This is a genomic window from Actinacidiphila alni (genome assembly GCF_900112845.1).
Classification (GTDB): domain Bacteria; phylum Actinomycetota; class Actinomycetes; order Streptomycetales; family Streptomycetaceae; genus Actinacidiphila; species Actinacidiphila alni.
In genome coordinates this window covers 310,502-333,009 of the sequence record NZ_FONG01000005.1, presented here as the reverse complement: position 1 = coordinate 333,009, position 22,508 = coordinate 310,502, and the positions used below count along the sequence as shown (strand labels likewise).

The window sequence follows — 22,508 nt, the reverse complement described above, 5'->3', positions numbered from 1 at the left end:
ACAAGCACGCCCCGACTCTAGGGCGTCACGGCCTGCTCCCCCGCACGCGAAAGGCGGTCGTCGTCGCCGTGTTCGCCGTAGTCGGGGAGCTGCCAGTCGCCGCCGCGGTCCTCGGGGGAGAGGCGGGCGACGAGGTCGGGGACGCGCAGGGCGCAGGCCAGGGCGGTGACGGACAGGAAGGCGTCGATGGCCCACCGGTGCTCGGGCAGGCCGAGCTTGAGCAGGCGCGGCCTGACCGTGGCCTGGACGCGGTCGACGAACGGCCGCAGCGTCGTGTCGTACGCGGCCAGCGCCGCCGGCAGGTCGCCGGGCCTGCGGTTGATCTCGCCGGCCAGCACATAGGCGCCGACCAGACCGCCGGAGACGCCCATGCCGCTGTACGGGGAGGCGCAGTGGGCGGCGTCGCCGACGAGTGCCACCCGTCCCTTCGACCACTGGTCCGTGCGGACCTGTACGACCTCCTGGGAGTAGAAGCTCTCGGTGTCCGCCATGCCGTCGAGGAAGCGGTCGGTCTGCCAGCCCGCGCCGCGGAAGCGCCCGGCCCAGAACTCCTTCTGCCGCCCGACGGACTCGCGGTGCACCGCCGACGCCTCGGCGGAGTCCTCGCGCAGCACGAAGTAGACCTGCGTCCGCTCCGGGTGGTGGCTCCTGCGCATGATCATCCGGCCGCCGGGCGCCTGGTAGGTGTCCCGGATGTCGCCGTCGGAGGCGATCCGCGGCACGAACCAGTACGCCATGTGGATGCCGACCCTGCGGTACGGCTCGGGCGCCCCGGCCGGCCGCAGCGCGCGGCGGGTCCGCGAGCCCTGCCCGTCGGCGCCGACCAGCAGGTCGTACGTGCCGCCGCGGCCGTCGGCGAAGCGCGCGACGACCTGCTCGCCGGTGTCCTCGAAGCGCTCCACGGAGGTGCCGAAGACGTACTCCACGTCGTCCTTGGTGGCGTCGTGCAGGATCCGTACGAGGTCGCCGCGCATGATCTCGTACTCGGAGGTGAGCGACTGCCGCCCCCGGCCCGAGGTGTTGGCCATGATCGTGGCGCGCGCCTTGCCGCGGGCGTCGACGAAGGCGACGCCCTTCTCGTCGACGAGCCGGTCGCGGACGGCGTCGAGCAGGCCCATCCGGCGGACCGCCTCGATGCCCTGGCCGCGCAGGTCGACCTGGGCGCCGGTCGCGCGCAGCGCCGGGAAGCGCTCCACGACGGTGACGCGGTGGCCGCCGCGGGCGAGCCAGTGGGCCAGCGCCTGGCCGGCGATGCCGCCGCCGCAGATCAGGATCTTCAGTGGTTCGGCTGCCGCCATCGTTCCCACCCGCAATCTATCGGTGATAGGTTCCTTTTCAGCGTCACCTATCGGCGATAGATTGTCAACGTGGCCAAAGTGAACCGTGAGACCGTCATCGCCGAAGCGCTCGACCTGCTGGACGAGGTCGGGCTCGACGCCGTGAGCACGCGGCAGCTCGCCAAGCGGCTGGGCGTCGAACAGCCCTCGCTCTACTGGCATTTCGGCAACAAGAAGGAACTGCTCGGCGCCATGGCCGAAGCGGCGATGGCGCCGCACGCCACCGCACCGCTGCCGGAGCCCGGCGACGACTGGCGGGAGTGGTTCCTGGAGAACACCCGCAGCTTCCGGCGCACCCTGCTGCTGCGCCGCGACGGCGCCCGGCTGCACGCGGGCAGCAGCCCGGGGCCCGCCGATCTCGGGCGGGTCGCCCGGAAAATGGACTTCCTGGCCGCGGCCGGGCTGCCCGAGCGGCCCGCGCGGATGGCGATGCTGGCCGCGAGCCGCTTCACCGTGGGCAGTGTGCTGGAGGAGCAGGCGGAGGCGGGGAGTGCGGCGGGTCCGGCCGGCGCGGGCGGTTCAGGGGGCGCGGCCGGTTCAGGGGGCGGCGCGGGGCGCTCATCCGATATTCCGTCGATCGACCACGACGAGGCGTTCGAGGCCGGGCTCGCGCTCATCGCGGACGGCCTGGCGCTGGCGGCGGAGCGGCGCTAGGGCGTGTCCGCGGGGCCCCGGGCGCCGCTCGCCCGGGGCCCGTGAAGGCCCGTGAAGGCCCGTGAAGGCCCGTGAAGGCCGTGGAGGATCCGGATCAGCCGGCCAGGACGGTCCTGAGCTGTTCCAGGGCCCAGTCCAGGTCCTCCTTGGAGATGGTCAGCGGCGGCGCCAGCCGGATGGTGCTGCCGTGGGTGTCCTTGGCCAGGACGCCGCGCGCCATCAGGCGTTCGGAGATCTCGCGGCCGGTGCCGAGCGCCGGATTGATGTCGACACCCGCCCACAGGCCGCGCCCGCGCACCTCGGCGACCGCGCCGGACCCGTCGCCGGCCAGCACCGCCAGCTCGCGGTGCAGGTGGTCGCCCAGTTCGGCGGCGCGCTGCTGGTACTCCCCCGTGCTCAGCATCGCGATGACCTCAAGGCCCACCGCGCAGGCCAGCGGATTTCCGCCGAAGGTGGACCCGTGCTCGCCCGGCCGGAAGACGCCGAGCACCTCGCGGGAGGAGACCACCGCCGAGACGGGGACGACGCCGCCGCCGAGCGCCTTGCCGAGCACGTACATGTCCGGCACGACGCCCTCGTGCTCGCAGGCGAAGGTGCGGCCGGTCCTGCCGAGCCCGGACTGGATCTCGTCGGCGACGAAGAGCACCCCGCGCTCGGCGGTGATCCGGCGCACCCCGGCCAGATAGCCCGGCGGCGGCACGAGGACGCCCGCCTCGCCCTGGATCGGCTCCAGCAGAACGGCCACCGTCTCGTCGTCGACGGCCGCCTCCAGCGCGGCGAGGTCGCCGTAAGGGACGACCTCGAAGCCCGGGGTGTACGGGCCGAAGTCGGCGCGTGCCTCGGGGTCGGTGGAGAAGCTGATGATCGTGGTGGTGCGGCCGTGGAAATTGCCGTCCGCGACGACGATCTTCGCCCGGCCGTCCGGTACGCCCTTGACCCGGTAGCCCCACTTGCGCGCCGTCTTGACGGCGGTCTCGACCGCCTCGGCGCCGGTGTTCATCGGCAGCACCATCTCCATGCCGCACAGCTCGGCCAGCCGCGTGCAGAAGTCCGCGAAGCGGTCGTGGTGGAAGGCGCGCGAGGTGAGGGTGACCCGGTCAAGCTGCGCCTTGGCGGCGGCGATCAGGCGGGGGTTGGCGTGCCCGAAGTTGAGCGCCGAGTAGCCGGCCAGCATGTCGAGGTAGCGGCGGCCCGCCACGTCGGTCATCCACGCGCCCTCGGCCGAGGCGACGACGACGGGCAGCGGGTGGTAGTTGTGCGCGCTGTGCGCCTCGGTGGCGGCGATCTGGTCGGCGCCGGGGCCGGCTGGGCCGGACTCGGGGCCGGTGGCACCGTCGGCACCGGAAGTGATGGTGGTCACGTGCGTACTCCGTTCGTTGTACGTCGGAGGCCAGGGCTCGGGGCGGGGTGACGCCCCTTTCTATCGTCGCTCGCCGCGATCACGGCGAAACCTCACCGTGCCGCCGCGAACGGCGCCATAGGTGTGCCGTATGTGCGCCGTCACACCTCCGTACCGGCGGGGTACCCGGTTGTCCACAGGGTCGGACCGGGGGTATGGGAGGGGTGCCATGACCTGAGAGAATGGTGGGCATGGCCACTGATCGCCCGCGCGCGCTGTCCGGTATCCAGCCCACCGCCGGTTCGTTCCACCTGGGGAATTACCTGGGGGCGATCCGTCAGTACGTGGCGCTCCAGGAGTCGCACGACGCCTTCTACATGGTCGTCGACCTGCACGCGATCACCGTGCCGCAGGACCCGGCCGAGCTGCGGGCCAACACGCGGCTGGCCGCCGCCCAGCTGCTGGCCGCCGGTCTCGACCCGGACCGCTGCACGCTCTTCATCCAGAGCCACGTCCCCGAGCACGCCCAGCTCGGCTGGGTGATGAACTGCCTGACCGGCTTCGGCGAGGCGTCCCGGATGACGCAGTTCAAGGACAAGTCGGCCAAGCAGGGCGCGGACCGCACCACGGTCGGCCTGTTCACGTACCCGATCCTCCAGGTCGCCGACATCCTGCTCTACCAGGCGGACGCGGTGCCGGTCGGCGAGGACCAGCGGCAGCACATCGAGCTGACCCGGGACCTGGCCGAGCGCTTCAACAGCCGCTTCGGCCCGACCTTCACCCTGCCGGCGCCGCACATCGTGCGCGAGGTCGCCAAGATCTACGACCTCCAGGACCCGACGGCCAAGATGAGCAAGTCGGCGCCGTCGCCGAAGGGCCTGGTGAATCTGCTGGACGACCCGAAGGTGTCGGCGAAGAAGTTCCGCGGCGCCGTGACGGACACCGATACGGTCATCCGGTACGACGAAAAGGACAAGCCCGGCATCAGTAACCTGCTCACGATTCACTCCGCCCTCACCGGTACCGGAATTCCGGAACTGGAGGAGCGGTACGAGGGCAAGGGCTACGGTGCGCTGAAGACCGACCTCGCGGAGATCTTCGTGGAGTGGGTCACACCGTTCCGCGAGCGTACGCAGGAGTATTTGGGGGACCCGGAGACGTTGGACTCTGTACTGGCGAAGGGCGCGGAGAAGGCGCGTACCGTCGCAGCGGAGACACTCGCCGGCGCGTACGACCGGATCGGGTTCCTGCCCGCCAAGCACTGAGCCGCGGGGCCGCACGACAGACGACATCCCGACAGCAGTACGCAGCATGACCATGTGACCGACCGGGGAAAGGGGTGAGCGCAGTGGAGACCACCACGATCGGCGTGTCCATCGCGGTCCCGGAGCCGTACGGGCGCCTGCTCCAGGAGCGGCGGGCCGGCTTCGGCGATCCGGCGGCCTACGCCATCCCCACCCATGTCACGCTGCTGCCGCCCACCGAGGTCGACTGCGGCGACCTCCCCGCGCTGCGCCGCCACCTCGCGCAGGTCGCCGCCGACGGCCGCCCCTTCCCGATGCGGCTGCACGGCACCGACACCTTCCGCCCGCTGTCCGCCGTGGTCTACGTACGGCTCACCGAGGGAGCCGCGGACTGCGGGCGGCTCCAGGAACAGGTTCGTTCGGGCCCCGTGTCCCGCGAGCTGCAGTTCCCGTACCACCCGCACGTCACGGTCGCCCACGACATCGCCGAGCCCGCGATGGACCGCGCCCAGGCCGAGCTGGCGTCCTTCTCCGCCGCCTGGACGGCGCTCAGCTTCGCGCTGTACGAGCAGGGCGGCGACGGGGTGTGGCGCAAGATGCGCGAGTACCCCTTCGGCCGGGAGGGCTTCTCGGCCCTCCCCCAGCAGCAGGGCGTGCGCGCGGCGACGCGGCTCTGACGCTTCTCCGCCGCGCTCCTCCTTGTCGGCCCTACTTGTCGGCGGCGAGCCGGCCGCCGACGCCGAAGCTGTCGGCGGGGGTCTCCTCGATGAAGACCATGACGGTCTCGGCCGGGATCTTGTAGGTGTCGACGAAGGCGTCGGTGATCTTCCTGATCAGCTCGCGCTTGAGTTCGACGTCGCGCGGGCCCTGCTGAACGGTCACGGCGGGCATGTCTGCCTCCTGCTTTCGTGAGGGTGCCGGGTGCTTCCTGACGAGGAACAGTCCATCGCGTGGGCGGCCGCCGACCAAGGAGCAGTCCGCTCGTACACTCATCAGGAATCGTGATCAATGAGGGTCCTGGCGGGGCGGGGGGAACGGATGGAGCTGCGGCAGGTCCGGTATTTCCTGGCGGTGGCGGAGGAGCTGCACTTCGGGCGGGCCGCGGAACGCCTGCACATCGTGCAGCCGACGGTCAGCCAGCAGGTGCGCAAGCTGGAGCGGGAGCTGGGCCTCGACCTCTTCGACCGCACGACGCGTACGGTGACGCTCACCGCCGCCGGGCACGCCTTCCTGCCCCGGGCGCGGGCGGTCCTCGCCGCCGAGGAGGCGGCCCTGGAGGCCATGGCCGAGCTGCGCGCCGACCAGCTGGTGACGCTGCGGATCGGCACCAACGCCGGGCTCGGCGCCCGCCTCGAACAGCTCCTGGCCGACCTCGCCGAGGACGCCCCGCACCTGACCGTCGAGCTGCACAGCGCCCCGCCCGGGCCGCGCCTGCAACGTGTCCGCGACGGCGAACTGGACGCCGCCTTCGTGCGCGGCATCACCGAGAGCCCGGGGCTCGACCTCGTCCCCGTCTGGCGCGACGAACTCGTCGTCGCCCTCCCGGCCTCGCACCCGCTGGCCGCCCGCGAGCACGTCGCCCTCGCCGACCTCGCCGATCTCCCGCTGCGAATCGCGCCCCGCGCCGCCAACCCCCACCTGGTCGACCTGATCACCACCGCCTGCCACGCGGCCGGCTTCACCCCCCGCACCGGCCCCGCCTTCACCACCGACCAGGACACCCTCGCGGCCATCGGCACCGGCAAACCCACCTGGACCGTCTTCTACGCCGCCAAGGCCGCCATCCTCCCCACCACCCGCACCGTCTTCCGCCCCTTTCCCCCACCACCCCCCGCCCTCCAAACCTCTCTGGCCCTCCGCCCCACCACCTCCACCCGCCGCCTGGCGCCCCTGCTGGCGGCATGCCGGAAGCAAGGCGACGCGTAGCCGCGCTCCTTCCCGGCACCCGGCGGTCGCACTAGGCGCGGGCCAGGACGTCGCAGAGGCGGTCCAGGGCGCCGGTGAAGGCGTGGTCGGGCGGGGTGGCGTAGCCGATGACCAGGGCGGGTGGGGTGGTGGGTGGGGCGCCGTAGACGGGGAGGCCGCTGAGGGCGAGGCCGGCGGCGCGGGCGCGGGTGACGACGGCGGACAACGGGCCCGTCTCCGGGGGGAGTTGGAGGACGGCGTGCAGGCCGGCGGCGATGCCGGAGACGTGGACGTGGGGGGCGCGGGCCGCGAGGGCGGCGACGAGGCGGTCGCGGCGGCGCCGGTAGTGCTGGCGCATCCGGCGCACATGCCGGTCGTACGCGCCGGAGCTGAGGAATTCGGCGAGGGTCAGCTGGTCGAGGACGGGCGAGTGGTGGTCGGCGAGCCGCTTCTCGCGGACCACCGCGTCCAGCAGGTGCGGCGGCACCGCGAGCCAGGCCAGCCGCAGCCCCGGCGCGAGGCTCTTGCTCGCGGTGCCCGCGTACACGACGTGGTCGGGCGCGAGCCCCTGGAGGGCGCCGACCGGCTGCCGGTCGTAGCGGAATTCGCCGTCGTAGTCGTCCTCGACGATCAGCGCGCCGGAGCCCCGCGCCCAGCCGGTGACGGCGGTCCTGCGGCCGGGCGAGAGCGGCACCCCGGTCGGGAACTGGTGCGCCGGCGTCAGCAGCGCCGCCTGCACACCCGCCAGGTGCTCGACGCGCGCCCCGTCCCCGTCGACCTCCAGCGGTACGGTCTCCAGGCCGGCCGTCCGCAGCAGGGTGCGCGTGTCCGGGAAGCCCAGCGCCTCGACGGCGATCCGGCGCGCCCCGCGCCCGTACAGCGCCCGCGCCAGCAGCCCGACCCCTTGCACGTACCCCGTGCAGATCACCAGGTGGTCGGGGTCGGTGCGGACCCCGCGGACCCGGGCGAGATACGCGGTGAGGGCTTCGCGCAGCTCGGGCCGGCCCCGGGGGTCGGTGTAGCCGAACGCCTCGTTGGGCGCCGCGGCCAGTGCCCGGCGCGCGGCGGCCGACCAGGCGGCGCGCGGGAAGGACGACAGGTCGGGCGAGCCGGGCCAGAGGCTGTACGGCAGCCCGGTCGCCGCGTCCGGCACCAGCTCGGCGGGCGCGATCGGCGGTGGCGGGGCGTCGGCGGGCCGCGCGGTGACCTTGGCCGCCGTCGCCACCGGCCGCGGCGCGACCCGGGTCCCCGAGCCCTGCCGCGCCGTCAGCCACCCCTCGGCGACGAGCTGCGCGTACGCGTCCGCCACGGTGTTGCGGGCCAGCCCCAGGTCCCGGGCCAGGACACGGCTGGACGGCAGCCGGGTGCCGGCGCCGAGCCGGCCGTCGCGCACGGCCTCGCGCAGGGCGTGTTCGAGCCCGGCCCTGGCCCCGCCGCCGGCTGCCGCGCGGGCGGCGGCCAGGTCGAGCAGCAGGTCGTAGTCGGCGGCGTGCCCGTCGCGAGTGGCCCAGTCGTCCATGGCGCAAGTGGACCACAAGGCGGTGCCACTTCGCCCGTACGGTGAAAGGCATGACAACGATCGACGCCACCGCCACCACCGACGCCCCCGTGCCCGCCCCCGCGCCCCGGATCAACCTCCGCGAGAAGGCCCCGGACTTCTACGCCGCCATGGGCGCCCTCGACAAGGCCGCCGCCGCGGGCCTGGACCCGGTGGTCCGCGAACTCGTCCGCATCCGCGTCTCCCAGCTCAACGGCTGCGCCTACTGCGTCGACAAGCACAGCGCCGACGCCCGCGCCCTCGGCCTGACCGAACAGAAGATCACCGGCCTCACCGTCTGGCGCGAGACCCCCTTCTTCACCGCCCGCGAGCGCGCCGCCCTCGCCCTCGCCGAGGCCGTCACCCGCCTCGGCGACCACGGCGTCCCCGACGCGACGTACGACGAGGCCGCCGCGCTCTTCGACGCCGAGGAGTTCCCGCGCCTGCTGGCGATGTGCGTCACGATGAACGCCTGGAACCGGATCGGCGTGACCTGCCGCCTCTCCCCGGCCCTGCGCCACTGACGCCCGTCCCGTACACACGTACGCCTGCACACGGACGCCCACACGCACACGCGCGGCTCACGCGCCTCACGCGACCGTGAGCCGCGCGACCCCGATCTTGTCGTCGGCCATGCCGAAGTAGAGATCGGCGGCGCCGTCCCCCCGCGGGTCGATCGCCGTCGGGAACACCACCTCGGGCACGATGCCGTTGCGCTCCTCCGAGGTCGCGGGCTCCAGCAGCGGCGCCGCGGTCCGCCACCGCACATCGGTGACGTCGTCGTGCGCCAGCAGCATCGCGCCGGCCGCGTACCGGATGCCGGGCTGCGGCCATTCGTAGCTGAGCCGGCCCGCGACCCCGTGGTAGATCAGCAGCCACCCGGCGTCGGTGCGCAGCGGCGCCGGGCCCGCCCCGATCTTGACGTTCTCCCAGGGCTGTTCCGGCCCGGCGACGAAGCGGTGCTGCCCGAAGCGCGCCAGGCGCGCGGGCGAGCCCGCGACCTCCTCGACCGGCGCGTAGGAGACCCAGACGGACTGCCGTGTCTCGGCGACGCCGCGCGGCGGTACCGCGCCCGCCGAGGACCGGATCGCCCACAGGTCGAAGGACGGCCGGTGCAGCAGCGCGAAGGCGGGCCGCCCGTCGGGCGCCGTCACCGGCTCGGGGAACAGCACGGCGTCCTTGTTCGGGTAGAGGTTGAAGTCCGTCTCATAGCGGTCCTCGTACTCGAAGAGCACCGGCCCGCGCCGCCGCCAGGCCGTCAGATCGGTCGAGGTGGCGAGCCCGATGCGGGGGCCGAGCGGGCCGTACGCGGTGTACGTCATCGCCCACACGCCCAGCTCGTCGAGGCGGGTGATCCGCGGGTCCTCCACGCCGGCGGTCTGCGTGTCGCGCTCCCACCCGCCGGTCGGTTCGAGGACGACGCCCAGCCGCTCGACGCCGTACGGCCGCCCCTGCCCGTCGAAGAGCACGCGGGCCCGCGCTATTCGGGAGTAATTCCCTTCCGCCACGATGCGCGGAAACAGGTAGGTGTGCCCGTCGGGGCCCCGGGTGACCGCCGGGTTGAGGACGCCCAGTTTCTCCTGCGGATTGTCGGGATCGGCGCGCATGACGACGCCGATGCGCTCCAGCGAGATCCTGGGGGCGTATTCCGGCTCCGGCGTAATCAATGAATCTCCTTCGGCAATCGCTCCTGCCAGGGCGGCACGCACCAGCATGCGCGAGCCCCTCAACGCCCCACAAGAGCCTCGTTGTTCATGAACGCTCACTGCCCGGTCGGAGTCCTGACCAGCCTATTGACACGGCCGATGGGCCTTCGTAACGTCACCGGCACCACGCAGCCATGACTTGCTCATGAACGGGACGCACTGGGGACGCAATGGCAACCACACGCGATGTCGCACGCCTGGCGATGGTTTCGGCGGGCACCGTTTCGCGCGTTCTGAATCACAGCGACAACGTCGACGAGGCACTGCGCGAACGGGTCCGCAAAGCGGCCGATCAACTCGGATACCGCCTTCCGCCGCGCCGGAATTCGGCCGCCGATGTGCGCTCGATCGGATTCCTGCTGTCGAATGCGTATCTGCGCAATCGCGAAGATCTGATGACCCCTTTCTGGGCCCGGATCCTGCACGGCGCGGAGGAGGAAGCGGCGCGGCACGCCGTCGCCCTGCACTACCGCACGATCGGCCCGGACAGGGCCGAGGTGCGCAGGAATCTGCGGTCGGCGGGGCTGGACGCGGTGATGCTGGTCGGCTCCGCGACCGAGGACGTGCTGGAGGCCGTCCTGGCGCTGGACGTGCCGACGGCGCTGGTGGACTTCACGTCCCAGCACCACGCACTGCCCGCCGTGCTCTCCGACGGCCTCGACGGCGGGCAGGTGGCCGTCGAGCACCTGCTGGCCCGCGGGCACCGGCGGATCGCCTTCGTGGGCGGGCCGATGTCCGACCCCGAGGCGGGCATCCGGTCCGTTCCCGCCCTGCAACACCGCTACCTGGGCTACCGGATCGCGCTGGCCGCCGCCGGCGTCCGGCTCGACCCGGCGCTCGTGGCCGCCTGCGACCTCCAGCCCGAAGGGGTCACCGAGGCCACCGAAGCCCTGCTGGAACGGACCGACTTCACCGCCATGTTCTGCGCCAACGACCAGACGGCGGTGGCCGCGATGCGGGTGCTGGGCCGGCGCGGCGTCCGGGTGCCGCAGGACGTGTCGGTCATCGGCTTCGACGACGACCTCGCCGCGCACAGCATCCCGGCGCTGACCACGATGAGCGTGCCCAAGGAGGCGATGGGCCGGCTCGGGGTGCGCCGGCTGCTCCACGCCCCGGACGGGCCGGACGAACAGCCGTACACCATCACGCTTCCGGTCGAACTCGTCGCACGAGATTCGGTCGCCGACCGTACCGAGGACAGCCATGCTCCGCGTCACTGACCGCGTGCCGGACACACCGTCCGAGGCGCCCCCGGCCTCCCCGCGCAAGACGTCCCGCGGCGCCGTACGAGGCCGCCGCCGGGTGCACGGGCGCGCCGCGCTCCTCCTGCTCGCGCTGCCCGCCACCGCGTTCTTCGCGGTCTTCAGCTACGCCCCGCTGGCCGGTCTCGCCGTCGCGTTCAAGAACTTCTCGATCTCCGACGGCGTGTTCGGCAGCCCGTGGAACGGCCTGGACAACTTCCGCTTCTTCTTCGACTCCGGCGACGCCAAGCGCATCCTGTGGAACACCCTGTCGCTGAACGTCCTGTTCATCGCCGCGACGACGGTGTGCGCGCTGGGCCTCGCGGTGATGATCAACGAGATCCGCTTCCGCTACCTGCGCAAATTCCTGCAGTCGTCGGTGTTCCTGCCGTACTTCATCTCGCCGGTCGTGGTCAGCATCATGCTGCAGGGACTGCTCGCCGGCGTCGGCGGCCAGGGCGGCGCGGTCAACAAGATGCTGAACATCTTCGCGCTGCCGAGCGTGAGTTGGTACTCCGAGCCCGGCGCCTGGCCGTGGATCCTCACCGTCGTCAAGGTCTGGCAGATGTCCGGCTACCTGTCGGTGATCTACCTGGCGGCGATCACCGCGATCCCGGTCGAGGTGTACGAGGCGGCGGCGATCGACGGCGCGTCGCGGTGGCGGATGGCGCTGCGGATCACCGTGCCGCTGCTGGCGCCCACGACGGTGACGCTGCTCATGCTGAGCGTCGGCCGGATCTTCTACGGCGACTTCGGGACGATCTACGCGATCATCGGCGACAACGGCACGCTCTTCTCCACCACCGACGTCATCGACACCTATGTCTTCCGGTCGCTGCGCCAGAACGGCGACTTCGGGATGACCGCGGCCATCGGCCTCTTCCAGTCCGTCGTCGGCCTGGTCTTCGTCCTCGTCACCACCTTCGTGGCCCGCCGCTTCGGCCGCGACACCAGGGTCTTCTAGACCGGGAGCTGAGCACCGATGACTCTCACCGACACCCCGCCGCGGCGCCGTCGCACGGTGGAACCGTTCGCCGTGGCCAGCCTCGTGGTCGTCTCCGGCTTCGCCCTGTTCTGCCTGCTGCCGATCTGGATGGTGATCGCCTCGTCGTTCACCGACGAGTCCCGGCTCGTGCGGTCCGGCTACAGCTTCTTCCCGACGAAGTTCTCCCTCGCCTCCTACCGGTCGATCTTCACCGAGTCCGCGATCCGGGACGCCTACGTCTCCAGCCTGTTCATCACCGTCGTCGGCACGGCGGTCGCCCTCACCGCGACCACCGGCATGGCGTGGGTGATCTCCCGCCGGGTGCCCCGGATCAGCGCGTTCTTCGGCACGCTCACCTATCTGCCGATGCTCTTCGTGGGCGGCCTGGTCCCCTTCTACATCCTGGTGACGCAGTACCTGCACCTGGAGAACACCTACTGGGCGGTGATCCTGCCCATGGCGGTCTCCCCGTTCCTGGTGTTCATCGAGGCCGCGTTCTTCCGGCAGATACCCGAGGAGATCCTGGAGTCGGCCCGGATGGACGGAGCCGGCGAACTGCGCACCTTCGTACGGATCGTGCTGCCGCTGTCCAAGCCGATCCTCGCCGTCGTCGGGCTCTTCTACGCCACCGCGTTCTGGAACGAGTGGTTCATCCCGCTGCTGTTCATCACCGACGAGCACAAATTCCCGCTCCAACTGCTGCTGCAGAACCTCATCGGCAACGTCAACGCCGCCCAGGCCCTGCAGACCGGCTCCGCCGCCGCGCCCGTGTACCAGCTGCGCATGGCCCTCACCGTCGTCACCGTCGGCCCGATCCTGCTGGCGTACCCCTTCGCGCAGCGCTACTTCGTCCGCGGTCTCACCCTGGGCGCCACCAAGGGCTGACCCCGCCCGCCAGGACACCGGGACCCCGGGCCGCGAAGGGCCCGATCGGTCCCGAAGGACTTCACGAACTCCAAGGACCCGCAAGGAGATTCACCATGCCCCGACCGACGATGCCCCGTCGCGCCTTCCTCAGATCCTCGGCCGCGCTGACCGCCCTCGGTACGGCGTCGGCGGTGTTCGGCCTCGACGCGTGCAGCAGCGGCAGCGGTTCGTCCGCGGACCGGCTCGTGATGCTGCTGCCCGGCGACATACCCGTCGGCTGGGACGCGATCCGCGGCGCCGTGAACGACCGGCTCAAGGCCGATCTCGGCTTCACCATCGACGCCCAGTTCATCTCCTGGACGAACTACTCCAACCAGGAGCTGCTCAAATTCACCTCGGGCGAGCGCTTCGACCAGGCGCTGGAGGCCCGTTGGCTGCACCTGGACCAGCTGCTGTCCAGCGGCTCGCTGCGGCCGATGGACGGCTACTTCGCCGACAAGGCGCACCCGCACCTGGACGCCACCGTCTCGGCGAAGGCCCGCGCGTCCGTGACGTACAAGGGCCATCAGTACGCGGTGCCGCAGGTGAACTACGCCAGCGCCATCACCGGCATGGTGATCCGCCAGGACCTCGCCGAGAAGTACGGCATCGGGTCGGTCGAGACCTACGAGGACTTCGAACGGTATCTGTACGCGGTCAAGCAGCACGACCGCGGCCTCATCCCGTTCGGCCTGGACAACGGCTACGTCAACAACACCGTGACGCCGCAGCCGACCGGCCTGTTCAACGCCCATTCGTGGGAGGACCCGAGCCAGTTCTTCCAGGCGGCGGGCAGCAACGCGGGCATCTTCGCGATGGACCCGAGGGCGGGCACGACGGGCAGTTCGCGCCCGCGCCCCTTCTGGGAGGCCCCGGGCGTCGTGGAGACCCTGCACCGGATCCGCAAGTACAACCAGGACGGCATCCTCAACAAGGACGTGCTCAACGCCGATGTCAGCAGTGTGCGGGGGCTGTTCGGGCAGGGCCGCTACGCCGCGACCGTCGGCAACACCGACGGTCTGACCACCACGACCTTCGGGGCCGTCGCGTCCGCGGTGCACGGGGCCGCGATAGCGCAGGTGGTGCCGTTCGCCAAGGGCACCGCTGCCCGCCCGGCCGCGACCTTCCAGGCGTCCAACAATGTGGTGATCAACAAGAATTCGGCCCACGCCGACATGGTCATGAAGCTCCAGGACTGGGTCTCGGTCAAGGAGAACCACGACCTCGTCTCGTACGGGATCGAGGGCAAGGACTGGAAGGCGCACGGCGACAGCGAGTTCGAGACCCTGAGCAAGTACGTCTTCCCGGGCTTCGCGCTGTGCTGGCGGATCAGCCTGGAGCGCACCCCCGTGGGCATGGTGGACAGCGAACGCACCTGGTTCGGCTGGGCCAAGGACTACGGCCACTTCACGACCGACCCGTTCACCAGCTTCTACTTCGACCAGACCCCGGTGAAGACGAACATCAGCCAGCTCGCCTCGGCCTACAACCAGTACGGCAAGCCGCTGTTCGCCGGGACCGTCGACGTCGCCTCCGGGCTGTCCAAGCTCCAGAGCGCCTTCGAGCACGCGGGCCTGGACAAGGTCCTCGACCAGTTGCAGACGCAGGCCGACGCGTATCTCGCCGCCGCCAAGAGCGCGCGCTGACAACGTTTCCTTCGGACTTCGGACTTCGGACATCGGAAAGCGGAAGAGAGGAGTCTCGTCGTGGCCGTATCGCGCCGGGTCTTTCTGGGCAGCACGTCGGGCGCGGCACTCGCCGCGTTCCTCACCGCGGGCGGCCCGCTGGGCCGCCTCCCGTCGGCCGTCGCGAAGCCCGCCGGCCCCGTCGGCCCCACCGACACCGCCGGCGACCTCGCCGCCGTCCGCTCCACCCTGAGCGGCATCTACCTCGCCCACGACTGGCTCGACGACGGCACCACCGCCCGCGTCGAGTGGACGTACCAGAGCCAGGCCCCGGCCTACCTGGCCGCGCTGCGCGCCGACGGCTCCTGGGCCGACGTGGACTACGCCGCCACCAACAGCGCGGCCAATGGCGCCGCCTGGTCGCCGTACCGCGCGCTGGACCGGATGCAGGCCATGGCCGCCGCCTACGCCAATCCGGCCGGCCCGCGCCATCTGGACGCGGCGCTGCTGGCCGGCGTGGAGAAGGCGCTCGGCTACTGGTTCCAGGCCGGGCCGACCAGCGTCAACTGGTGGGAGACCGGCATCGGCATCCAGCTCCGGCTCGGCCGGATCGGCGTGCTGTTGTACGGGCACCTCGCCGCCGACCGCATGAGCGGCATCGTCGGCACGCTCCAGAGCAGTTCCTCGGGCACCGGCGAGAACGCCGTCTGGTACGCGCAGAACGTCGTCTTCCGCGGCCTGCTGACCCCCGACCCCGCGCTCGTGACGGCCGGACGCGACGCCATGGCCACCGCGATCCTGCTCAGCACGGGCGACGGCATCCAGTCCGACCTCAGCTACCACCAGCACGGCGAACAGCTCTACTCGGCCGGTTACGGCCGCACCATGCTCACTGACGTCGCGCAGTGGCTGTACGTGCTGCGGCCCACGTCCTTCGCCTTCAGCCCGATATCCGTGCACGACTACACCGGTTGGGTGCTGGACGGCACCCGCTGGATGATCAACGGCGACCACGCCGAGTTCAACGTCTTCCTCAATCCCGCGCCGCGCTACGCCAGCAACGCCGAACGCGTCCTGGAATCACTGGAGTTGCTGGACTCGGCGGTGCCCGACCAGGCCGCCCGCTTCGACCAGCTCGGCAAGAACATCCGCCTCCAGAGCCCCGACACCGGTCTGACCGGCCACAAATACTTCTGGCGCTCGGACTTCGCCGCCCACAAGCGGCCCGGCTGGGGCGTCACCGTCAAGATGGTCTCGGCGCGCACCATCGGCTCCGAATGGCGGTCCTCCAACGCCAAGAACCTCAACTACCTGTACTGGGTGCCCTTCGGCACCACCTTCATCGCCCGCAGGGGCGACGAGTACCGCAACATCTTCCCGGTGTGGGACTGGTCCAGGCTGCCCGGCGCCACCAACCCCGCCGTCGTGGTCCCGCTCAACGCGAGCGACCCGTACAAGCAGTCCACCACCTTCGTCGGCGGCGTCGACAACGGCCTGTACGGCGCCGCCGCCCTGGACATGAACAAGTACGGCACGACCGCCCGCAAGGGGTACTTCTGCTTCGACGACGAATTCGTCGCGCTCGGCGCCGGCATCACCTCCACCGACCCGCACCCGGTGGTCACGACGCTCAACCAGACGCGGCGAGTGGGCCCGGTCGTCGCGGCGGGCACCACCGTCGCACCGGGCAACACCCTGACCCGTACCGGGAATTGGGCCTACCACGACGGCACCGGCTACGCCTTCTTCGAGCCGGTCGCCATGACCGTCAAGAACGCGACCGTCACCGGCTCCTGGGCCGACATCGCCACCGGCCAGGACCCCACCCCGGTCACCGAGGACGTCTTCGGCATCTGGCTCGACCACGGCACCGCGCCCAGCGGCGCCACGTACGCCTACGTCGTACGGCCCGGCGTCGACCAGGGCCAGGCCACCGCCTACGCCCAGCACCTGCCGGTCCGCGTCCTCGCCAACTCCCCGTCCCTGCAAGGCGTACGGCACGACGGCCTCGGCATCGCCCAACTGCTCTTCTACGCGGCCGGCACCGCCGCCGTCCGCGACGGCGTCACCCTCGCCGTCGACCGGCCCTGCATGGTCATCCTCGACGAATCCGGGGCGGGCGCCCCCGTCGTCACCGTCTCCGCGCCGCAGGCGCCCGGCGTCACCGTCAACGTCGTCCTCACCGTGCGCGGCACGGTCACGCGCGGCGCCGTCACCCTCCCCGACGGCGACCGCCAGGGCGTCTCCCTGACCCTCGGCGCCCCGGCGGACGACGTCGCCCTGCGCCGCCCCGTCCTCACCTCCTCCGACCACGACACGTCCGTCGGCGCCCACTTCCTGACCGACGGCAACCCCAACACCCGCTGGAGCTCGGCCTATACGGACTCCCAGTGGGCGATGGTCGACCTGCTCACGCCGCAGCTGATCGACGGCGTCACGCTGCGCTGGGAGACCGCCTACGCCACGGCGTACACCGTCGAGACCTCCGCCGACGGGCAGACCTGGCGGACCGTCCACACGACCACCACCGGCACGGGCGGCACCCAGAAGCTGACCTTCGCCACCCACCCGGCCCGCTTCGTCCGCCTCGCCCTCACCAAGCGCCGCACCGCGTGGGGCTACTCCCTGTGGGGCCTCGAAGTCCACGCCGCCACCGACCTCGCCCAGGGCAAGCCCACCACCGCCTCCTCCACCCACGCCGCCGAACTCGCCCCCGGCAACGCCACCGACGGCCTCGCCACCACCCGCTGGGGCTCCGACTACAGCGACCCCCAATGGCTCCAGGTCGACCTCGGCGCCCCCACCGCCATCGGCACCGTCCAGCTCCACTGGGAAACCGCCAGCGCCCGCGCCTACAAGCTCCAGCTCTCGAACGACGCCACCCACTGGACCGACCTCCACACCACGACCACCGGCCCCGGCGGCGTCGAAACCCTCCCGGTCACCGGCACCGGCCGCTACCTCCGCATGTACGGCACCCAGCGCAACACGCCCTACGGCTACTCCCTCTTCGCCTTCGAGGTGTACGGCGCGTAGCCGCCCCTACGGCACGCGGCCTCGCCGCTCTCACGGAGAGCGGCGAGGCCGCGTGCCGTACCGAATGTGCTGACTGCCGTCAAACGGCGCCGAATTCGCCGTCGCGGACAGCGCCGAGGAAGGCGTTCCACGCCTCGGCGGGGAAGACCAGGGCGGGGCCCTGGGGGTCCTTGGAGTCACGCACCGGCAGGATGCCGGCGAAGCCGGGAGCGACCTCGACGCAGGCACCGCCGTTGCCCTCGCTGTAGCTGCTCTTGATCCACGCCGCTGCGGTGAGATCAGGGGTGGTGCTCATCGGCTGTACTCCTTCATCACGTCATGGATGAACGCCAGCGACTCGTCCGGGGGCATCGCGGCGGCTCGCAGACGATCGTACTTCTCCTTCGCTTCGGCGACGACGGCCGCCGCTTCCTCCACATGTCCTTGGTTCAGCGTCTCCGTGTACAGCACGTCCGGCCCGTGTTTCCGGGTCAGCAGGATGAACGGAACGCCTCCCGCCGGAGTGCCCATGTGAAACGGCGTCACCTGGATGACGACGTGCGGGCTCTCGGCCTCGGCAAGGAGGACGGCCATTTGAGCTGCCATGACGGACCGGCCACCGGTGACCGTACGCAGTACCGCCTCGTGCAGGACGGCCCAACGCAGCGGCGGGTCGGCTCGATCGAGCGCCTCGCGGCGCGCGAGCCGGTTCTCCACTTTGGCCGCGATCGCCTCGGCCTCGTCCCGAGGATTGGCCTGCCGGAAAACGGCCTCTGCGTACTCCCGCGTCTGGAGCGTGCCGGTGAGCGTCACCGGCGAATAGTCCAGGATCTGCGTCGCCTCGCGCTCCAGGTTCACGTACGGGATGAACCACCCCGGGTGGCCGCGTTCGGCAACGCGCGCACGCAGGCGGCCGAACGACCCCGGCGTACCGAAGACGCTGTCGCACGCATCGGCGAACTGGGCCGACGCGAGAAGCTTGCCGCCCTCGACCCGTGTCACGTACGGCCGCTCGTAGCCCGTCCGCTCAGCGACTTGAGCCTGCGTCAGACCCTGTTGCTCGCGGGCGAATCTGACCTCCTGGCCGAAGTACGCCGCCCCGTCCTGCTGGCCGTTTCCGCTCATCCGTTCGCCAACTCCTCTCCGACCGACCGAGGTTCGGATGCGCTTGGAACCACGTTTCGTCTGGTGGACGACCCGCGTGGGGCGCAACCCTGGTGAGGACAGAGAGGAAGCTCGTGTTCAGCGCCACTGGACGAGCATCCGCGATTACCCACCGCTATCGCACAAATCCTATGAGTAGCATATGTTGTGCGGGGCCGGAACCAGGAAGGTCAGCCATGGCAGCAGCAGCCCCGGCGCAACCCCTCGACCAGACCGTCGTCTCGCGCTGGCCGTCCGCGGCCCGGCACGTACCGGAGGCCCGGCACCACCTACGGGCCACCCTCAGCCGCTGGGGACAGCTCGAACTGGCCGACGCCGCCTGCGTCGTGCTCTCCGAGCTGATGACCAACTCCCTGAAGTACGCCAAGGAGCGCGGCCGCCACATCGAGACCCGCTTCGTCCGCCTCCGCGACTCCACCGGCCGCCCCGCCGGTCTCCGCCTCGAGGTCCACGACGCCGACCGCGCCCACCCCGTCCTCCACTCCCCCACCCCCGACTCCGAGTCCGGCCGCGGCCTCCCCCTCGTCGACGCCATCACCGCCGGCCGCTGGGGCACCGCCTCCCGCGACGGCATCGGCAAACTCGTCTGGGCCGAAATCACCGACTGTGCCTGATCTTTGGGTACGGATGTCACGAAACGTCTATCGTCTCTATCTCACTGCGTGAGCGTTGCGGTGATGATCGGGGGCGGGGCGGATGGCGGAACAGCGCGTGGAGCAACCCGTGGAACGGCTGCTGGTCGACTTACGGGACGACGGGCTCGTCCAGGTCTCGTCCTGGCCGGCGGGGGAACGGCTTCCGCGGCCCGTGGGTGATCCGGTGCCTCTGGTCTGGCCGCTGCCGGATGAGGAACTGGTCGACCTGCGCTGGTACTTGGAGCGGTATCTGCGGCTGCCGACCGCCGTGTACGGCGAGCGCGGGGAGCGGGTGGCGGCCGAACTGCCGCGCTGGGGCGAGGCGATCTTCTCGTCCGTGTTCGGTGACGGTCCCGCGCGGGAGGCGTACACGGCGGCCCGTGCGCGAGGTGGGCCGGTGGAGATCACCCTGCTCTCGAAGTCGCCGGAGCAACTGGGGCGGCCGTGGGAGCTGATGGCCGCCCCCGGGCGCGGGGTGCCCGTCGCGCTCGACGGTGTGGCCCTCACCCGCTCCTTGCAGAGCGGCGGCATGGCGGAGGTCTTCGACGCTCCCGGTACGCGGCTGCGGGTGCTGATGGTGATCTCCCGGCCGGGCGGGACGGACGACGTGGGCTATCAGATGATCGCCCGGCCGTTGCTGCGGCGGCTCGAAGCGGTGCGGGGCAAGGTGGAGTTGGTGGTGCTGCGGCCGCCGACGCTGAAGCGGCTGCGCGAGGTGCTGGCGGACGCGCGGGCGGCCGGAGAGCCGTTCCAGGTCGTGCACTTCGACGGGCACGGCGTCTTCGGCATGACGCCGGCCGCTTCGGGTCCCGGCGGCTGGGGCACGCACATGTACGCGGGGCCAGGACCGCAGGGGATGCTCGCCTTCGAAAAGCCCGGTGGGGGCAGCGACTTGGTCGAGGCGGGCCGGGTCGCCCAAGTCCTCGCCGAGGCGAAGGTGCCGCTCGTCGTCCTCAACGCCTGCCAGTCGGCGCAGGTCGGCGCCCAGGTAGAGGCGTCCGTCGCGACGCGGCTGCTCGCCGAGGGGTGCGCGAGCGTGGTGGCGATGGCGTACAGCGTGTACGCGGTCGCCGCCGCCGAATTCATGACCGCCTTCTACGAGCGGCTGTTCGCCGGCGAACCGGTCACCGACGCGGTGCGCGCGGGGCGCGCGCAACTGGTCCTCAATGCCCTGCGGCCGTCGCTCAAGGGGATGCTGCCGCTCGCGGACTGGATGATCCCGGTCCTCTACACACGCGGCGAGACCCGCTTCCCCGAGCTGCGCTCCGCCCGGGAGTCCGGGGACATCGGCGCCATCCTCACACGGATCCGGGAAGCGTCCGAGGGCGGGGCCGACCGGGGCCGTGATCTGGAACCGGTCGGCGAATTCGTCGGCCGCGACGCCGACTTCTATACGTTGGACGTCGCGGCCCGGCTCCAGCACGTCGTGGTGGTCCACGGGCCCGGCGGGACCGGCAAGAGCGAGCTGGCCAAGGCGTTCGGCCGCTGGTGGCGCGACACCGGCGGCGTCGAACAGCCCGAGCTGGTGCTCTGGCACTCCTTCGAACCCGGGGTCGCGTCCTTCGGCCTGGACGGCGTCGTCACCAGCATCGGCCTGCGCGTCTTCGGCCCGGATTTCGCCGTCCTGGACACGGAGCAACGGCAGTCCGCCGTCGAGGAGTTGCTCGCCGAGCACCGACTGCTGCTGCTCTGGGACAACTTCGAGTCCGTCCGGGAGATGCCCGATCCGGGGCGGGCGACGCCGCCCTTGTCCGCGTCCGAGCAGGACCGGATGCGGGCCTTTCTCGCGCGGGTCGCGGCGCGGAGCAAGAGCGCGATCGTCATCACGAGCCGCACCCCGGAAGCCTGGCTCGGCGCCGCCATCCGCCGCGTCCCCCTCGCGGGCCTGACCCGCGACGACGCCACCGCCTACGCCGAACAACTCCTGGCCCCGTACCCGGACGCCCACCGCCACCGCCAGAGCCCGGCCTTCGCCGACCTCATGGACTGGCTCGACGGCCACCCCCTGAGCATGAAGCTCACCCTCCCCCGCCTCTCAACGACCACGGCCCGCCACCTCCTGGACGCCCTCCAGGGCCTCACCGCCCTCCCGGATGACGACGACGCCGACGACCGCCACACCTCCCTGGCCGCGAGCATCGCCTACTCCTTCCAGCACCTGTCCGCAGACGACCAACAGTCCCTCACCATCCTGAGCCTGTTCCACGACATCGCGGACGCTGACGTTCTCGGCATTTTTTCGGGTATTGAGGAGGTGCCGGAGCGTTTTCGCGGTCGAAGCGTTGCCCAGTGGACGGGGCTGCTGGGCCGTGCGGCACGCCTGGGGCTTGTGACCCCGCTCGGCGGAGGTATGTTCCGCCTCCACCCCGCCCTGCCAGCCCACCTGACCACACACTGGATCACCCTCACACCCGACACCCACACCGAAGAGCACACCGCCGCACTGCGGGCCCTCGTGTCGGCTTTCGCGGCCTTCAGCGTGTGGCTGAAACGCCAGATCAGCGGCGGCGACGCCCAGCTCGCGTTCGCCCTGGTCGCCTACCAGCAGCGGATGCTCGGAGCCATGCTCGGCCACGCCCTGACCAGCCACCAGTGGGAAGAAGCCGGAGCGATCATCCGGCCTCTGAACGACTACTGGGACGCACAGGGCCTCACGCAGGAAGCGCAGTCCTGGACCGACCGCATCCGCACCGCCACCGAACCACCCGACGGCACCCCGCCCGACCTGAACACGCCCGCCGGCAGCCTGTGGATGTTCGTCACCGGAGCACAGGCGAACCGGCAGCATGCGGCCGGACAGCTCGACCGCGCCGAAACCACCTACCAGACCATTCTCCGCGCCCTACTCCAGCAGAAAAGCAGCCCGTACCAGCGCGCCAGCATCGCCTTTATCTACCACCAGTTCGGCATGGTCGCCCAGGCTCGGGGACGGCTGGAGGAGGCCGAAGACTGGTACCGGCAGTCCCTCACCATCGAAGAAGACCTCGGCAACCGCCCCGGCATGGCCATCACCTACCACCAGCTCGGCTGGCTCGCCCAGGCTCGGGGACGGCTGGAGGAGGCCGAAGACTGGTACCGGCAGTCCCTCACCATCAGCGAAGACCTCGGCAACCGCCCCCACATGGCCAGCACCTACCACCAGCTCGGCATCACCGCCCAGGCCCGGGGGCGGCTGGAGCAAGCCGAAGACTGGTACCGGCAGTCCCTCACCATCA

General features: G+C 71.2%; 19 protein-coding genes. 12 read left to right on the top strand and 7 right to left on the bottom strand.

The window, feature by feature from the left end; all coding sequences use genetic code 11:
* Positions 1-17: 17 nt before the first annotated feature.
* Positions 18-1,298, bottom strand: a complete 1,281-nt coding sequence (locus BM076_RS11350; protein ID WP_093713313.1) for an FAD-dependent oxidoreductase — start codon at positions 1,296-1,298, stop codon at positions 18-20.
* A 69-nt stretch (positions 1,299-1,367) separates the two neighbouring features.
* Between BM076_RS11350 and BM076_RS11345 the strand changes: the two genes are divergently transcribed.
* A complete protein-coding gene (locus tag BM076_RS11345) occupies positions 1,368-1,991 on the top strand; it encodes a TetR/AcrR family transcriptional regulator C-terminal domain-containing protein (protein ID WP_093713312.1) in 624 nt (207 codons plus the stop codon).
* Positions 1,992-2,085: 94 nt separating this feature from the next.
* Here BM076_RS11345 and rocD read toward each other — a convergent pair whose 3' ends face one another.
* Positions 2,086-3,276 carry an ornithine--oxo-acid transaminase gene (gene rocD / locus BM076_RS11340; RefSeq protein WP_093713402.1) on the bottom strand — a complete coding sequence of 397 codons (1,191 nt, stop codon included), beginning with the start codon at positions 3,274-3,276 and terminating at the stop codon, positions 2,086-2,088.
* A 305-nt stretch (positions 3,277-3,581) separates the two neighbouring features.
* Between rocD and trpS the strand changes: the two genes are divergently transcribed.
* Both trpS and BM076_RS11330 read left to right on the top strand, forming a co-directional pair.
* On the top strand, positions 3,582-4,595 hold the full coding sequence (trpS, locus tag BM076_RS11335; RefSeq protein ID WP_093713401.1) for a tryptophan--tRNA ligase: 1,014 nt from the start codon (positions 3,582-3,584) through the stop codon (positions 4,593-4,595).
* Positions 4,596-4,678: 83 nt separating this feature from the next.
* Complete coding sequence (locus BM076_RS11330) at positions 4,679-5,251, top strand: 2'-5' RNA ligase family protein (RefSeq protein ID WP_093713311.1); 573 nt, start codon at positions 4,679-4,681, stop codon at positions 5,249-5,251.
* 31 nt (positions 5,252-5,282) lie between these two features.
* Here the strand turns inward: BM076_RS11330 and dmpI are convergent, their stop codons facing one another.
* A complete protein-coding gene (gene dmpI, locus BM076_RS11325) occupies positions 5,283-5,465 on the bottom strand; it encodes a 4-oxalocrotonate tautomerase DmpI (RefSeq protein ID WP_093713310.1) in 183 nt (60 codons plus the stop codon).
* A gap of 147 nt (positions 5,466-5,612) precedes the next feature.
* Here dmpI and BM076_RS11320 point away from each other — a divergent pair, with 147 nt between their 5' ends.
* Positions 5,613-6,500, top strand: a complete 888-nt coding sequence (locus BM076_RS11320; RefSeq protein ID WP_093713309.1) for a LysR family transcriptional regulator — start codon at positions 5,613-5,615, stop codon at positions 6,498-6,500.
* Between the two features lie 31 nt (positions 6,501-6,531).
* Here the strand turns inward: BM076_RS11320 and pdxR are convergent, their stop codons facing one another.
* Positions 6,532-7,998 (bottom strand): MocR-like pyridoxine biosynthesis transcription factor PdxR, encoded by a 1,467-nt coding sequence (pdxR, locus tag BM076_RS11315; RefSeq protein ID WP_093713308.1) that lies wholly within the window; start codon positions 7,996-7,998, stop codon positions 6,532-6,534.
* A 50-nt stretch (positions 7,999-8,048) separates the two neighbouring features.
* Here pdxR and BM076_RS11310 point away from each other — a divergent pair, with 50 nt between their 5' ends.
* The gene (locus tag BM076_RS11310) at positions 8,049-8,540 is read left to right on the top strand and encodes a carboxymuconolactone decarboxylase family protein (RefSeq protein WP_093713307.1); all 492 of its coding nucleotides are present in this window, start codon (positions 8,049-8,051) and stop codon (positions 8,538-8,540) included.
* A 66-nt stretch (positions 8,541-8,606) separates the two neighbouring features.
* Here BM076_RS11310 and BM076_RS11305 read toward each other — a convergent pair whose 3' ends face one another.
* On the bottom strand, positions 8,607-9,683 hold the full coding sequence (locus BM076_RS11305) for a glycoside hydrolase family 130 protein (protein ID WP_245795964.1): 1,077 nt from the start codon (positions 9,681-9,683) through the stop codon (positions 8,607-8,609).
* Between the two features lie 209 nt (positions 9,684-9,892).
* On the opposite strand from BM076_RS11305, the gene BM076_RS11300 reads away from it, so the two are divergent.
* From BM076_RS11300 to BM076_RS11280, 5 genes are all read left to right on the top strand, one after another.
* Positions 9,893-10,942: a LacI family DNA-binding transcriptional regulator gene (locus BM076_RS11300; RefSeq protein ID WP_093713305.1), complete on the top strand. Its 1,050-nt coding sequence runs from the start codon at positions 9,893-9,895 to the stop codon at positions 10,940-10,942.
* Complete coding sequence (locus tag BM076_RS11295) at positions 10,926-11,927, top strand: ABC transporter permease (RefSeq protein WP_093713304.1); 1,002 nt, start codon at positions 10,926-10,928, stop codon at positions 11,925-11,927. The genes BM076_RS11300 and BM076_RS11295 overlap by 17 nt, the downstream gene beginning before the upstream one ends.
* An 18-nt stretch (positions 11,928-11,945) precedes the next feature.
* On the top strand, positions 11,946-12,833 hold the full coding sequence (locus BM076_RS11290) for a carbohydrate ABC transporter permease (protein ID WP_093713303.1): 888 nt from the start codon (positions 11,946-11,948) through the stop codon (positions 12,831-12,833).
* Positions 12,834-12,928: 95 nt separating this feature from the next.
* Entirely contained in the window at positions 12,929-14,500 is a 1,572-nt protein-coding gene (locus BM076_RS11285; protein ID WP_093713302.1) for an ABC transporter substrate-binding protein, read from the top strand.
* A gap of 60 nt (positions 14,501-14,560) precedes the next feature.
* Positions 14,561-17,515 carry a polysaccharide lyase family 8 super-sandwich domain-containing protein gene (locus BM076_RS11280; RefSeq protein ID WP_093713301.1) on the top strand — a complete coding sequence of 985 codons (2,955 nt, stop codon included), beginning with the start codon at positions 14,561-14,563 and terminating at the stop codon, positions 17,513-17,515.
* A gap of 79 nt (positions 17,516-17,594) precedes the next feature.
* Here the strand turns inward: BM076_RS11280 and BM076_RS11275 are convergent, their stop codons facing one another.
* Together BM076_RS11275 and BM076_RS11270 are read right to left on the bottom strand one after the other, a co-directional pair.
* Positions 17,595-17,810: a DUF397 domain-containing protein gene (locus tag BM076_RS11275; protein ID WP_093713300.1), complete on the bottom strand. Its 216-nt coding sequence runs from the start codon at positions 17,808-17,810 to the stop codon at positions 17,595-17,597.
* Positions 17,807-18,619 carry a helix-turn-helix domain-containing protein gene (locus tag BM076_RS11270; RefSeq protein ID WP_093713299.1) on the bottom strand — a complete coding sequence of 271 codons (813 nt, stop codon included), beginning with the start codon at positions 18,617-18,619 and terminating at the stop codon, positions 17,807-17,809. Before BM076_RS11270 ends, BM076_RS11275 begins: the two co-directional genes overlap by 4 nt.
* 215 nt (positions 18,620-18,834) lie before the next feature.
* On the opposite strand from BM076_RS11270, the gene BM076_RS36565 reads away from it, so the two are divergent.
* Both BM076_RS36565 and BM076_RS37970 read left to right on the top strand, forming a co-directional pair.
* The gene (locus BM076_RS36565; RefSeq protein ID WP_093713298.1) at positions 18,835-19,272 is read left to right on the top strand and encodes an ATP-binding protein; all 438 of its coding nucleotides are present in this window, start codon (positions 18,835-18,837) and stop codon (positions 19,270-19,272) included.
* A gap of 109 nt (positions 19,273-19,381) precedes the next feature.
* Positions 19,382-22,508: tetratricopeptide repeat protein (locus BM076_RS37970; RefSeq protein ID WP_177246407.1), on the top strand; the 3,127-nt coding region annotated here is incomplete at its 3' end.